We start from the raw sequence: 13,031 nt of genomic DNA on the forward strand, positions 1-13,031 counted from the left end.
ACACCTGTTTTCAAAGCAATATTTGCTTTTAGATATTCGATAAAACCATGTTTTTGTTACACCGGATTTTTGACAACGTGCAAGATGGATGATCTTTCCATCACCGAGACTATCTTCTTAGTCAGCACTCCTTTTCCGTCCTTTTCAACATAAAAACGACCATGCTATACGAGCTCTAACCTTTTTTTTGTATGCCATCATAACCGCATCAGAAAAGGAGAACGGTCTATGACTCGTATTGCATTAGCGCCTTCAAAGATGGTTTTGCTTATGTCTTTGGTAATTACTGGTGCCCACGCCAGCCCTGAGCAACCCCTAATAAAAGATACGCCCTTTGTATCTGGCCAGGCTTATAAGAAGGGTTTCTTCTGGTATGACGATCCTGCTAAAAAAAGCGAAGCTGAAGAAGAAGAGGTTTTGCCACCAACCGGTGCTGCTAGCTCGCCTTCAAAAGAGGAAATGGTAGATTTAAATTCAAAATGGCTAAAAGAGAATATGCCTCGACTGTTAACGCAGGCAATGGATAACCCTACCGCAGAAAATCTATCACGTTATTACACGGCGCAAAGGTTAATGCTGGATATCAGTACGCGTTTTTCTGACAAATCAAAAGATTATTTTCTTAAAAACCCGATGATGTCTGAAAAACGCAGGCAACCAGTGGAAAAGGTGGCACTGGATGCTCACCGCACTGTTGTTGAAAAAAATCAGCAAACGGTAATGAAAGATATCTTTACTAAGTCAGGTTTATTTTTCTTTTTCCAGAGTACTTGCCAGTTTTGCCACGAAGAAAGCCAAATACTTCAATTTATGCAGAACTATTATTCGGTAGATATTCTTCCAATCAGTATGGATGGAAGGCCATTGCATAATGGCCTTTTTCAGGATTTTAACATCCCCAACGCACAAATTATTGATCAATTTAAAATTCGAGAGGTACCTACAATTTTCCTGGTTTCAAAGGATGGGACATCAGCTCAGCGCATTAGTGAAGGCATGATCTCCGCTGATGAATTAAAGAACACTATTATACTTGCCGCGAAGGGCATGAATCTGATCGATGACGCTTCGTTCCAGTCAACTCTAGATATTAAAAGGCAATATACCATCGGCGATGATGGCGTTATTACCGTTAATAAATCCGAAATGGAATCAGACCCATTCCTACTTCAAAAAATAATGGACCAAAAACTCGAAGGCTATGACATGCCTACGGCCGATCCGGTCAATTATCTCAATGCTGGCGGCAGTTTTGGAGGCACTTATGCGCAGTAATGCCGTTTTCAACTTCAAAAAGTTACTTTTGTCTCTTTCTGTTTGTGCTGCAATTTTAGCCCCGACTGCAAATGCAGACAACGCAATGCGTAACATTTTCAATGGCATGATGACGTCTACCAGCCCGGCCACCTTTTCCACAGCAACCCGTACAGGCATAGTTGGCGGGTCAATGTCTTACCGAACAACAAACGTTAATACCAACCTTGTTTCCATGTCGTTTCCAAAAGCTTCTGTCGGTTGTAACGGTATTGACGTTTTTCTTGGGTCCTTCAGCATGATCAACGGGGACCAGCTTGTGCAGGTGGCCCGTGGTATTGCCCAGGGTGCGGCTATCTATGCTTTTAACGTTGCTGTTTCAGCTATTTGTGCTGACTGTGCTGCAACGATTAATGACATCCAAAACAAACTGCAAGCGCTAAATAAATTTGCGAAAGATTCATGCAATGCAACTTACTCTTTCCTTTCTGAAAACGTGGGTACGCCAAGCCAGTTCGCTAACTCAGTTAGCTCTGGACCAGCCTCAATTCTGGGATCGATTAATGGTCTTATTCCTGATTTTGGCTCATCGATGACAAAGTCACCTGAAGCTGTCACTTCTCAGGTTAAAGCAAAGGATCCCGAAGAGTTCGCTGAAAAATTCAGTGGTAACCTCTTCTATATGTCGTTCATGGATATTGATAAGGGAACGATGAACATCGGAGGGGTAACGGAGTTATCCGGTTATAAACTGGCAGAACAACTTATGTCTCTCGTAGGTACTGTCATTATCAACTGGGATAGCAAAGGCGAAAAAGCGGGAATGGAAGTCCGCCCGTCTACCATGACTGTCACGGATTACATCATGGGGCCACCAGCTGGCGGATCAATTAAAATGCTCAAGTGTTCTCCGGCACCAGATCCATCATCCCCACGAAAGGCTCAGTGCCTTGTCATGTCAGAAGTTAATGACGGTGGTTTTAAGGGATTGAAGGATACCATTTCTGATCTTCTTTTAAACGTACAGAAAAAAATCATCAACGACGTTCGTGTTTCAGATGATGAATTACGCATTATCTCCTATATCGGCATCCCGACCATTATCGACTCTTTGCAAACATTCGAAGCACCGGAAGGGTACGCATACATTCAGGACATCAGCACTATTGCTGCGACGAGCCTCGTAATCAACATGTTGCGCCAGGTTGAGGCCAAAATTTCAACCATGAGCATACCGAGTGAGTCGCTGTCGGGTAAAAGGGATGATCTCAACCGATTAACAGACAATCTCTCAAAACAGGTTAAAGCCGCCTATGAGCTATCGCACAGCCAGGTCGGTACCAGCTCGGACGTCATTTCAACCTGGGATAACCGTCGCCTGCAACGGAAGGCTTTCACTGAAAGTATTCGTGGCACACGTAACTGAGGTCTGACATGGATTACAACATATATACCCTGGGTGATATTGATTTTGTCTGGTCGGCTTTTACCGGTATTGCCCTGATCTTTTCTCAATATACTGGTGTAAAAGAGTTCCTGACCACGGCCGCCGTTGTAGCAGGTGTGAGCCTATTCTATAAAACGTGGCTATGGCTTCAGGCTCCGACCAAAAATGAATTACCGTTTTTCTCCTGGTTTTTGGGGTTGATCCTTTTCATGATGGCAATGGTTCGAGTGGATGTAACTATTGAATCTGTAAAGTCGGGAGAGGTCAGAAACGTCGACGGAATTCCAATTTTTATTGCTGCGATGGCAACCGTCACCACTAACTTAAGCCAGGGTTTGCTGAAGGATTATAAAACAGCGTTTGATCCGCTTTCTCCGGTGGACCTGTCTGCAACAACTCTGGACGATGACATCACCCTCGGTCCGATGATCCGATTCGTGAAGTTTTTGCAATGGGGCGGCGATAGCCAGGGCTACTGTTCCGCATTTCCTGAACCGGCCAGCGGGCTAGGGCCAATGAACGTATGTGCTACCGTTCAGTCTCTTGCATACAACTGCCTGAAGGCTACCCAAAACTCAAGCGCAAATATTGCCGGTAAAGAAACTATTTTTAACGATATTTTCTCAGCTAATCTGGCAGATAGCATGGACCGGATTAATCAGGCGATGAAAGGCGCACTGAAGAATGCCTCTGCCAGTATTGTTGGCGCTAACGGTTCAAAATCTGGTACGTGTGATGAGGTCTGGTCAACTGTGAAACAGGTTACCAGTACAGCTGAAGCTCGCCAGACTATTTCCCTTATAGGACAGACAAACGGCATCCTTACTCCAGACGAAGCAAATGGTGCACCTACCGGCGCAAGCTTTACTGATGTTATGGCGTCAGCAAATGGTATGTACGGTAAGGCTATTGGTTCGTATGACGCCACCCTGAACCTGTTCATTATGAATGAGCTCAGAAATGGCGCAAGCAAATATAAGACCCCACTCGGTCTGGCTTCCGATATGCAGTTGTTTGAGGCTTCTCTGAAGCGAACCAACACAATGGCTTCACAGGGCCAGTTGTGGTTACAACTGTCGGGAGCAGCAATCGCATTCCTTGAAATGTTTGCTTATATGGTTGCTCCATTTGCTTTGCTTATGCTGCTGGCGTTAGGTGGTAATGGTGTTGCCGCTGCGGCGAAATATTTGCAACTTATCCTCTTCGTGAATATGTGGCCGCTTACGGCAGTAATGGTCAACGCGTATGTGAAGAAAGTCGCGACGGCCGACTTGGATACCTGGAGCACCCTCAACAGCCAGAATAATGCCGTCACGTGGATGGGACTCCCAGGGCTTGCGGAAACATACAGTTCATACCTGTCTGTTGCTTCCGCCCTCTATGCTCTGATTCCGGTACTCACATTATTCCTGATGACACAGTCGATTCACCCGATGATGAATGCGGTTAAGGGAGTGACCCCCGATGCGCCGGTGGATACTGGTCATGTAACGCCCAAAGTATGGGATGGCCCTAACAGCGGTAAATCTTCATTTGGTGACGTGACACGAACCGCCTTAACCAGTACCGGTCAGGGATACAGCGATGGCGGCGCAGTTGATTCAAGTAATTTCCGTCTTGGAATGTGGAATGCTGGTTCAAGTATCGCTAACAGCCAGGGACAAGGATCAGCTGTAACCTCATCAGTTATGAGTGCGGCAAGTAATTCATTCCAGGCTGGTTACAGTCAGATGAGCGAAATTGGAAGGTCAGGACAGTCGAGCCAGCAGTTCTCAACCAACCTGCAAACAATGAAGCAGATCTCGGATAAGATTGGTGCCTCTGTAGCAGAAGGTATTGCAACGAAACATGGGGTGAGTGCGTCTCAGATGGCCAGCATTGCTTCAAATGTTATTCTCAACGCTGGGCTTAATGGAGGTGTTGGAACTGGCAATGGAGCCGGGCTGAAAGCGGCTGTAGCAGGGCAATTGAGTAGCGGTGCATCTAAGACCAATACAGGCAGTGACTCGCTTTCAAATGACCTTTCAAAAGCAATCACGAATCAGCTTAGCCAGGATTCTGCGTTAACTGACCAGTTCAGTAAAGCGGCGTCTCAGGTAAGCAGCGATCAGATATCCAATACTAATGCGTTTAAAGAAGCATCGTCGAAAATGAACCAGGCGACACAGACGATGGCGCAAAATATTTCTACATCGGTTTCGACTAACGCAAGCTCCAATAGTGGAATGAGCCTTGATTCTAAACAAAGCATTAACCTGGACAGGTTCTCCGATTCTATTCGCAACAAAAACTTCAGTGATGATGATGTAAGGAATTTTGCTCGTAAGAATGGGCTGGATGAGAATGCGTTTATGGAGAAATTCAACTCCTATAACGATACCTTCAAGGCCAGTAATCAGCTTGGATCGCAGCTTCAACGTACTGACGCGCTTGTGGCTGCAACCCGAGATTTCAGTGAGCAAAAAATTGCGATTGATACCGCCCGGGGAGAGACGGCCGAAAGTAATAAACAGGATCTCCGTGAAACCTCCAGCCTGCTTAAAAGTCTGGTTTCCGACTTCGGTGGTAATGCACAGCAGCTGCTACCTATCACCAATCAGCTCGACAGAATTTCAGGTGACGGGTCAGGAATTAATACTATCACTCAGGCACAGGATAGAACTCCTGACAGCGTAAATACGTCTGGCGTGATGAGTGCGTCACGCGTAGGGGAACTGGGTGGAAGTGTAGATTCGCAGGCTAAACTCGGTCTTTCCTCCAACGCTCAGGACGCGACACAGCATGTCCCTGGAAAAAGTGAAGCTGGCTTTACTCCGTATAACCTTGATAACGCGGGCAAAGGCGATATTCAGGGAATACATAACAACAACGTGGGCCGCACTTATTCTGATGAAGAAAGGAATGTGCTTAATTCTCTCGAAAAGAATGGACCTGTACTGAATAATCAGGGTGTAGAGAAAGTCGTCAATTCGGGTCAGGATGTCAGAAATGCAGAAGGCACATTTAACGATCTGGAAAAGGTTGGAGGTCGGGTGGTTGGTGATGGAATGGATCAACGAGCCACTGCTTTGAACAGTATGTATCAGAGCGGGCAAGTTCGTGGCTTATCTAATAACACTGATAACTACTTTAGTCGTGTTGCCAACAACCCGAACTTAAGCCGGGACGATAAGCGAGCTGAATTGGCACAGCAAGCTGTCTTTACCTATGGTGCCAGCACCATGGCTACCGGTGCCGAAAGAGAGCAGCTCAAAGCGGATACCCAGAAGATCCTTAATGAACTGGGTAACTATAACGTTAACTGGAGTATGAATGACGTTAAGAGCATCCATAGCAGTTTCAACACTCATAACAGAGCTGATGGTTCACTTGAGTCAGTCGTACGGGCAAACCTGGGAGAAGGTGGGTCGGGCGGTGGTCTCGTTGGTAACCGCACTCAGACCGTCACAGATCGCTTGGTTGGGGAAAAGATAGAGGCCAACACTGAGCGGGGCGCGATTTCTGGTGCGCTACTCGGGGGCCAGCAATTTGTTTCGGATACGCTAACCAGCGTTGGGGCGAAACCGGTAAATGAGATGCTTACGGGAGCGGGCATCCTTCAAACCCAGACATCGATAGCAAATGATGCCTCTAACCCTGCAAATATGCCTGATTCTCTCCAGGGTAAAGTCCTTAATCACATGCAGATGTCTGATGGCGTCGCAGCTGTAAGTGACCGGTATCAGAGTATTAGCAGCGACGGCGTTTCGACTTATGCGAATGCAGCGCAGAACTCTGAAAGGGCTATCCGGCAGCAATTGACGGATGACCCACGCTTTGGGCCTCAGAAAGCAGATGAATTCATTCAGTACATGAAGTCAGAGCTGAGCAACACAAATGAGCCTTACCAGTCACGTGTCGATAAAGCGGATCAGTGGCTTAATGAAAATAAAAAATAAGGGAGGTTGAATATAACCTCCTGAAATGACTATCAATAGATTGTAAATTACTGCTAAACAATTAAGGCCGCAAAGTATGTGTTTGCGGCCTTTTTTTCAGAAGTACCGCTCTTGCGGAACATTCAACTGACGGTTTGAATCAGTGAAGACAAAAATCTATCAAACTCTGTATGAGATTCAATAACATAATCAGTAGATGCTTTGTCTCTTATCTGAAAGCAGTCGTCTGCAAAACTATAAGCGAAAAGTGACATGCCATCTTCTCCGATTAACACCTTATCAGTGAGATTTGGGTCAACGTAGATTTCATTGTCTCGTGCTTCAAAGTTGCGTATGTAAATATTTGACCACAATAGATTTTCGTTCTCTGCCTGAACAAGGTTATAAAACGTAAGTCCGTTGTACTCAAAACCATCCATAGCATTAAACACTTGGGCATAATCAAGCCTGGTTTTAATGAGTTTCTGTATATCTATATAGGCGCTCTTTTTGTGATCTGCCCACTCCACTGGAGGCGGATTGCAGATTAAGTCTTTCAAGACTTCCGGGGCTACCGGGCTGGCTAAAGGGTAGTGATCTGCAACCATCAACCTCTTTAAGCTGCTGAGTAGTTGAGTTAAATCTTTCATGAGCGCCTCTTACTTTCCTACCGGGTAGATAACACCGTTCGGCGATGGCCATAGAACTTTGGTGCTTGAATTATACGGTAGATCCTTCGTAATGATGGATTGTGCTTTCGACAGTGCTGAATGGTATGGTGAATTCTGAATAAGTACCAGGTTGTCTATAGCGTTTGTGCCACCATCATCAAGAGGGATCTTGTGGTGAACCTGCCACCCAGAGGGGACCTTGCCTGTTGCAAGTTTCATCAAATCGTTAGGTTCAAACGTAGCCAGGGCATCTGGGTGGTCTGAAAGTGATTTAAGGAAGTTAGGGCGTACAGTATTGTTGAATTGTCCACGGAGAGCTAAATATTCAGCTCTGTCTCGGCGCATGTAGTTCAATTCGCTAACATTCATATCATCGAGCAAAACGTGTGCTTTTTTGTACTTGCCGAGATAACTTGTCAATTCATCCGCAGACCTTGGATTTCGGATAACCAGAAGTGAAGCCGCTGCAACCAGCATACCTGAAGTTGTTTCGTTCAATACCTGGTCATAGCCTTCAACAGCTTCGCCGCCAAGTTGTTCAGCCGTATGTCGAAATCCCTCCACATTTCCATTATAAAGCCCGCCAGCTGCGAGAAGACGACCAGCCGCTTTGGAATTAATGGTTTTTGTTGATTGGGCGTGCTGTGCTGGTGTCGTTGATCGAACGTAATACCCCGGGCGTTTCAACTGACGAGAGATGATATCGCGCAGACGGGTAAAGAGGGACAGGGGCAGGTCATTGCGTAGGTTGCCATTTGATATAACCCCCGGCCCGGCATTGCCGGTTATGTCTTTTCTAAGCAGAACGATCTTACCGTATCTGATGTCGTCAAGCGTATCGCGGTAAGCGAGCCAGGGGCGTTGATGGTGGAACTGGTGATACCGGCTGACAAACTGTGTATATCCCTGCGGTAAATTCCATTCCTGAATAATCCGGTTTGGCAGGGCGGTATCTTCGAGGTCATGTACCGCCGTGGCCGGATGTATGATGTGGGGAATATCCTCAAGGTATATGTCATCCAGTGACTTAGCCTGACAGTGATGCAGCATAATGTCCCTTTCTTGTCGAATTCATATGAGACATTATTGCGTATGGTATAAAACAATCAATCCTAAAGTGGATGGGCGTACGAGATCAGCAGTGACAGGGTAAAAGGAAAGTTACTTTGTTCATCAGCGTCCCATGAGCTGATGGTACCTTGCGTTAAGAGCTGCAAGGTCAGATTCGGTGAGGCCCGTGTAATAATCGGTTTTGTGCAAATGCGGATAACCGGCCGGAAATAATGATTCGTCGTCATCAAGGCAGATAAATGCTTTAACTCGATGTGAAAAGACAAAGTCCTCACACTCGGCAGCCCGCACACCAGTCTGTCCGTGTTTTAAATATACCGAACCGGTTGCACCTATGATTTTGTCTCTATAAGGCACCCGGAACAGAGATTTCAGATAACTTGTATTAGCGCACTCACGCCATGAGCTGGAGATAACAATCACCATGGCAGGGCAGTTATCCAGCAATTTCTCTAACAGTGGCATTCGCTCAAAGGTTTCATTTTTACACCTGTGGCAAACCCCATCGAAATCTAAGAAAAGCACGACATGCGAATCAGGGAGAGGGGCCCATAAACCAGCTGTTGTTTCTTCATGAACACATACTTCTTCATGATGAGGGTTTTTCTGGATCAAGAAAGAAGAGAGAATCTTAAATAAATTTCTTGCAGAAGAAGACAATATATTACTCCTGAGTCAGTGTGAAATATTTGTGGTGGTTTACCCAAGCCACTCGATGATCTTCTGTAATATCGGGTTGTATTTATTTAACAACAGGAGTCGGGTTTTGCTCCGGGACATTTTTAGCTATATGGCCATTGTATCGAGGAGGTTGCTGGGTCCATTGATAAAGCTCACCCATCCCGTTACGCTGCTGGATCCGGCGATTGTACTTTACCATGAAGTTAAATATGTACTTTGCACGTACCTTTGGGGTTTTGCTGTTGTAATCTGCAATCCCTTCAAACACATTGCCCTTGCGATCAACAATTTTTCTATAGAGCCACCATGTTCCAACCCAGAAACTTGCGCAAGCATCGTAAGCCAGAACCCGCCACGTTACCGTCGGGAAATGCTTTTTTATTTCAGGTAGATTGGATGAGTTGATCTGCATTGGGCCAATATCATAAGTGCCGTTAGTATTCCTGCTGAAAGTACCAACCTTACCGCCTTCATTGTCAAACAACGTAAAAACCAGTTCAGCATCAATTCCGAAGTAGCGGGCGGCATCCGTAATGCACTGAGTGTAAATCTCATCAGGAACGGGAATAGGTTTCACATCATCTGCTGGTGGTGTAAACACAACGATTTCTCCACTGAATCTACGTTTTATCTATTCTCCCATATATCTATCGACTTTCTTTCGGCTTTACCCGTTGATTTAAGCGTTTAAGCAAAATTCTGGAATTTTGGGGCGTGATAATATTAGTGCTCGATTTAAGGAGCGGAAATGAAAAAAATTATTAAGGCATCGGTATTACTTCTTTCATTAAGTACCGCCTTCACGATGAATGCCGAGCCGGTTAATACAATGGTACTGCCAGATGCAGCCCGGGATAAGCTCAAAGCCATTGGGCTTTCAATCGAGCACGTCGAACCCTCGCCAGTAAAAGATATTTTTACGGTGATTTCCAGGGAGGGGGTAAGTTACGTGAGCAAAGACGGAGATTACATTTTTACCGGAAGCTTATTCCACGTGAAAGGTAAAGATGTGGTAAACACCACTGAGCAGGCCATTTTAATGGGCGTCCGGGAATTCGCATCCAAAACAAAATCCATCGACTACAAATCACCAAACGAAAAATACCGGCTTGCTATCTTTACCGATATAACCTGTGGATACTGCCAAAAACTGCATCATGATCTGAAGTCTTATCTTGATGCCGGTATTTCGATTAAGTTTCTTGCATTCCCACGTGCAGGACTGAACTCGGTAGTAGCCGGGAACATGGCCAAAATCTGGTGTTCAGCAAAGCCAAACGAAGCTCTGGATGCAGCGATGAATCCGGTTTCAACTATCCCGGAAGGACGTCCTGATGAGGCTTGCTTAAACATTATCAAATCGCATTTCCAGGTGGCCTCAACAATCCCGCTGCAAGGTACTCCTACCATGGTGACACTAAGCGGCAAACCGCAGTTATTTACGGGGTGGCTGAGCCCGGAAAACCTGGTGACCCAAATGGGCGCTGCGCAAAAGTAACTTTTCCGACTGTAAGAGGTGTGTATGAAATCTACTTTACTGAGTACGTTAATGCTGGTTGCTGTAGGTGTACAGCCCGTTTTCGCTGCACAATGTCAGTACGGAGCCTGTGGAACGGAAAACGATCCCGGAATCGGATTTCTGATGTCATCGGTACAAATGGATAAAGGTGAACATCTAAAGGAACTCTCTGGTGTTGCGACCACAGGTGACACCATCTCTAAAAAGATGGAAAGCTACCTGGGAAATAAAAAGCTCAAGGTAAACACCGACAGTACCCGCAAGGGGCCGGGTAATACCACCATCAGGCCTACAGATGAGCTCGCCCCAACGAGGCAACTAAAAGTTATCCGGCCCGAACTGGTAAAAAATCCCGATTCGCAGCTCGTGGTAGCTTTCAATGAGCGCCTGGCCTGATTTATTGACTGAGAGCGTCCAGAAGGAAAAAAGATGTCGATACTCAGTAGCTTCGTCATCAGAGCAACGGGGATACCTGACAAAAAGTATCTCCGGGATCCCGTAATAAAACGTTGTTATAAACGTCTGAGTCGTAGGGTGCCTGCTCTAATGACGGGGTGGCTTCTGTGCATTCTGGGTTCAGGGTATGTCAGTATGGCACTGGAACAGCCTGATAGCACTGTATTACTCAGTCTGCTGCTGTTGTATGTTATGTCAGGCATTTTACTGATGCAGTTCCAGTATATGTATTCAGAGCGAAGCATAGGCTACAAGTTCTACCTGGAAGTGCTTATGAATGCAGCTGCCAGTACTCAACATAAAGAACAGTTACAGTATCTGTTCATTAATAAGCCCAATTCCATCACGATGGGCGATCTTTACCGACTTTATGATTTTAATGGGGGAGGGCGATAGCCACGTTAATGTGCGTGTCCAAAAGTCACTTTTGAACATTCTCTTCCCGCCGTCTGCTTTCAGTTCCAGGGGATCACTGCAACATAATTTCCGGAACGCAGCGGCGCATCAAATTTATCAGTAAAGGCGTCGATCATTGCTGAATAAGCAATGCTGTCTGACGGCACAGGTGCATTGCTTTGCATACTCACTTTCAGAACCTGCTTTGCTCCTTTCGCTGACGGGTATACCTCGACATCCAGCTGTCGCATATAGTGCATCTGCGACATCGTCTCAGTGCCTATTACCCCATCGACTGGCTTGTAGTCATAGTCAGTATGCAATTCGCCATGCTTGTCAGTTCTCGTTGTCTTTTTATCTACAACGTAGCCTGTCACCCCAGTAAGAAGCTGCTCGCTATACTGCATGTTCTCCTGTGAGCTGCTGATTCGGAACCTGAGCACATAATCTGGCTGGTGAGTGGAAATAATGACTCCTTTTTTTGCTAATCCATCAGCAAAACGGCCTGAAAACATTCTGGACTGAATACTTTCGTCCGGAGGGACTATCTGAAACCTTTTATTTGTAACAGGACGAGGCATTAGATCGTACGCATCTACCTGGTTTGCGAAATGATATCCGCATCCACTCAAAAGCATTGCGGTTGTGAGTATAAAGCCCTGCCTAATCATCCTTTAATCTCCAAAAAGCATTGTTTCACGAATAATTCCGATTTACCGGGCCAGTATAATCCATCGCAGGTTAATAACTAACAGGCTGAAAAGCATAAAGGTAGCTATGTCTAAAGAATTTTATTTAAAACCGATGGCCACGATTTTAATTTCTGCGGTTATTGCTACCGCTGCCTCGGCGTTAATCACGGCAACTTATTTTAAACCGAAGGTGCTCAGTGAGGAAGAAATTGGCAAAATTGCCGCTACTTACCTGGTAAAAAATCCCCATTATTTAGTGGAAGCAGGTAAGGCGCTGGAAAATCAGAACGTGAGTGCCTCAGTGGAACGAATAATTCCATATGCGCCAGCTCTGCTGGATACCAAGGAGACGCCAAACATCGGCCCTGATGACGCCGACGTCGCGGTAATCGAGTTCTTCGACTATCAGTGTATTTACTGCATGCGGGTTACACCTGTTGTTGAATCGGTAATGAATCAGAGCAAAGATGTAAAATTCTTCTTTAAAGAATTCCCGATTTTTGCCGGTTCAAAACCTGTATCTGCCATGGGGGCCGCTACGGGTCTGCACGTCTATCAGAATTTCGGTGCTGAAGCCTATCGTAAGTACCACAACAACCTGATGGCTGTGGCTCATACCTTCATGACCTCTCAACGCAAATTCGAACTCACTGACTTTAATACTGTGGTGGAAAAGTCAGGGTTTAACAGCACGTTTTCTGACAGGGAAAAAAACCGGTATGAAAACGTGATCTCCGGCAATATGCAGCTGGGCGAAGCGCTCGGGATCACCGGCACACCCGGTTTCATCATTATGAATATGAAAAAGCCGAATGCGGCGACTACCACATTTATCCCCGGGGCTATGGACGCAGCAACTTTGCAGGGCGCAATCGAAAAAGCTCGCGGGGCCTAAAGTTACTTTCACATTTGATGAGTACGGCCATG

At 45.9% G+C, this 13,031-nt stretch carries 12 protein-coding genes; 7 read left to right on the forward strand and 5 right to left on the reverse strand.

Annotated elements, in window-relative coordinates; all coding sequences use genetic code 11:
• The first annotated feature begins 228 nt into the window (after nt 1–228).
• From ACQG03_RS21790 to ACQG03_RS21800, 3 genes are read left to right on the forward strand one after another with little or no spacing between them, the layout of a single operon-like run.
• Nucleotides 229–1,275, forward strand: coding sequence for a thioredoxin family protein (locus tag ACQG03_RS21790; RefSeq protein ID WP_000196727.1), 1,047 nt, complete (start codon nt 229–231; stop codon nt 1,273–1,275).
• Nucleotides 1,265–2,680 (forward strand): IncHI-type conjugal transfer protein TrhH, encoded by a 1,416-nt coding sequence (gene trhH, locus ACQG03_RS21795; RefSeq protein WP_001257292.1) that lies wholly within the window; start codon nt 1,265–1,267, stop codon nt 2,678–2,680. Before ACQG03_RS21790 ends, trhH begins: the two co-directional genes overlap by 11 nt.
• Before the next feature lie 8 nt (nt 2,681–2,688).
• Nucleotides 2,689–6,639 (forward strand): conjugal transfer protein TraG N-terminal domain-containing protein, encoded by a 3,951-nt coding sequence (locus tag ACQG03_RS21800; RefSeq protein ID WP_000386160.1) that lies wholly within the window; start codon nt 2,689–2,691, stop codon nt 6,637–6,639.
• A gap of 122 nt (nt 6,640–6,761) precedes the next feature.
• On the opposite strand, the gene ACQG03_RS21805 is transcribed toward ACQG03_RS21800, so the two are convergent.
• The 4 genes from ACQG03_RS21805 to ACQG03_RS21820 all read right to left on the reverse strand — a co-directional run bounded on the left by ACQG03_RS21805 (nt 6,762) and on the right by ACQG03_RS21820 (nt 9,642).
• Entirely contained in the window at nt 6,762–7,268 is a 507-nt protein-coding gene (locus ACQG03_RS21805; protein ID WP_000654195.1) for a YrhA family protein, read from the reverse strand.
• A 9-nt stretch (nt 7,269–7,277) separates the two neighbouring features.
• Complete coding sequence (locus ACQG03_RS21810; protein ID WP_000902297.1) at nt 7,278–8,339, reverse strand: HNH endonuclease signature motif containing protein; 1,062 nt, start codon at nt 8,337–8,339, stop codon at nt 7,278–7,280.
• 123 nt (nt 8,340–8,462) lie between these two features.
• Nucleotides 8,463–9,020, reverse strand: coding sequence for an HAD domain-containing protein (locus tag ACQG03_RS21815; protein WP_001371950.1), 558 nt, complete (start codon nt 9,018–9,020; stop codon nt 8,463–8,465).
• An 82-nt stretch (nt 9,021–9,102) separates the two neighbouring features.
• Complete coding sequence (locus ACQG03_RS21820) at nt 9,103–9,642, reverse strand: lytic transglycosylase domain-containing protein (protein ID WP_000494968.1); 540 nt, start codon at nt 9,640–9,642, stop codon at nt 9,103–9,105.
• Between the two features lie 147 nt (nt 9,643–9,789).
• Between ACQG03_RS21820 and ACQG03_RS21825 the strand changes: the two genes are divergently transcribed.
• The 3 genes from ACQG03_RS21825 (at nt 9,790) to ACQG03_RS21835 (ending at nt 11,412) form a co-directional block, all read left to right on the forward strand.
• Nucleotides 9,790–10,539: a thioredoxin fold domain-containing protein gene (locus tag ACQG03_RS21825; RefSeq protein WP_000720274.1), complete on the forward strand. Its 750-nt coding sequence runs from the start codon at nt 9,790–9,792 to the stop codon at nt 10,537–10,539.
• A 24-nt stretch (nt 10,540–10,563) separates the two neighbouring features.
• Entirely contained in the window at nt 10,564–10,956 is a 393-nt protein-coding gene (locus ACQG03_RS21830; RefSeq protein ID WP_000843243.1) for a hypothetical protein, read from the forward strand.
• Between the two features lie 195 nt (nt 10,957–11,151).
• Nucleotides 11,152–11,412 (forward strand): hypothetical protein, encoded by a 261-nt coding sequence (locus tag ACQG03_RS21835; protein WP_001439466.1) that lies wholly within the window; start codon nt 11,152–11,154, stop codon nt 11,410–11,412.
• A gap of 59 nt (nt 11,413–11,471) precedes the next feature.
• Here the strand turns inward: ACQG03_RS21835 and ACQG03_RS21840 are convergent, their stop codons facing one another.
• A complete protein-coding gene (locus ACQG03_RS21840; protein WP_223230168.1) occupies nt 11,472–11,927 on the reverse strand; it encodes a hypothetical protein in 456 nt (151 codons plus the stop codon).
• 262 nt (nt 11,928–12,189) lie between these two features.
• Between ACQG03_RS21840 and ACQG03_RS21845 the strand changes: the two genes are divergently transcribed.
• On the forward strand, nt 12,190–12,999 hold the full coding sequence (locus ACQG03_RS21845; protein ID WP_000031378.1) for a DsbA family protein: 810 nt from the start codon (nt 12,190–12,192) through the stop codon (nt 12,997–12,999).
• The last annotated feature ends 32 nt before the right edge of the window (nt 13,000–13,031 follow it).

This window comes from Enterobacter cloacae complex sp. 342H5 (assembly GCF_050030905.1).
Lineage (GTDB): Bacteria > Pseudomonadota > Gammaproteobacteria > Enterobacterales > Enterobacteriaceae > Enterobacter > Enterobacter intestinihominis.

Coding starts and splice junctions, on each gene's coding strand:
- ACQG03_RS21790 (WP_000196727.1), top strand. CDS start 229: ATGACTCGTATTGCATTAGCGCCTTCAAAGATGGTTTTGCTTATGTCT.
- trhH (WP_001257292.1), top strand. CDS start 1,265: ATGCGCAGTAATGCCGTTTTCAACTTCAAAAAGTTACTTTTGTCTCTT.
- ACQG03_RS21800 (WP_000386160.1), top strand. CDS start 2,689: ATGGATTACAACATATATACCCTGGGTGATATTGATTTTGTCTGGTCG.
- ACQG03_RS21805 (WP_000654195.1), bottom strand. CDS start 7,268: ATGAAAGATTTAACTCAACTACTCAGCAGCTTAAAGAGGTTGATGGTT.
- ACQG03_RS21810 (WP_000902297.1), bottom strand. CDS start 8,339: ATGCTGCATCACTGTCAGGCTAAGTCACTGGATGACATATACCTTGAG.
- ACQG03_RS21825 (WP_000720274.1), top strand. CDS start 9,790: ATGAAAAAAATTATTAAGGCATCGGTATTACTTCTTTCATTAAGTACC.
- ACQG03_RS21830 (WP_000843243.1), top strand. CDS start 10,564: ATGAAATCTACTTTACTGAGTACGTTAATGCTGGTTGCTGTAGGTGTA.
- ACQG03_RS21835 (WP_001439466.1), top strand. CDS start 11,152: ATGGCACTGGAACAGCCTGATAGCACTGTATTACTCAGTCTGCTGCTG.
- ACQG03_RS21840 (WP_223230168.1), bottom strand. CDS start 11,927: ATGTTTTCAGGCCGTTTTGCTGATGGATTAGCAAAAAAAGGAGTCATT.
- ACQG03_RS21845 (WP_000031378.1), top strand. CDS start 12,190: ATGTCTAAAGAATTTTATTTAAAACCGATGGCCACGATTTTAATTTCT.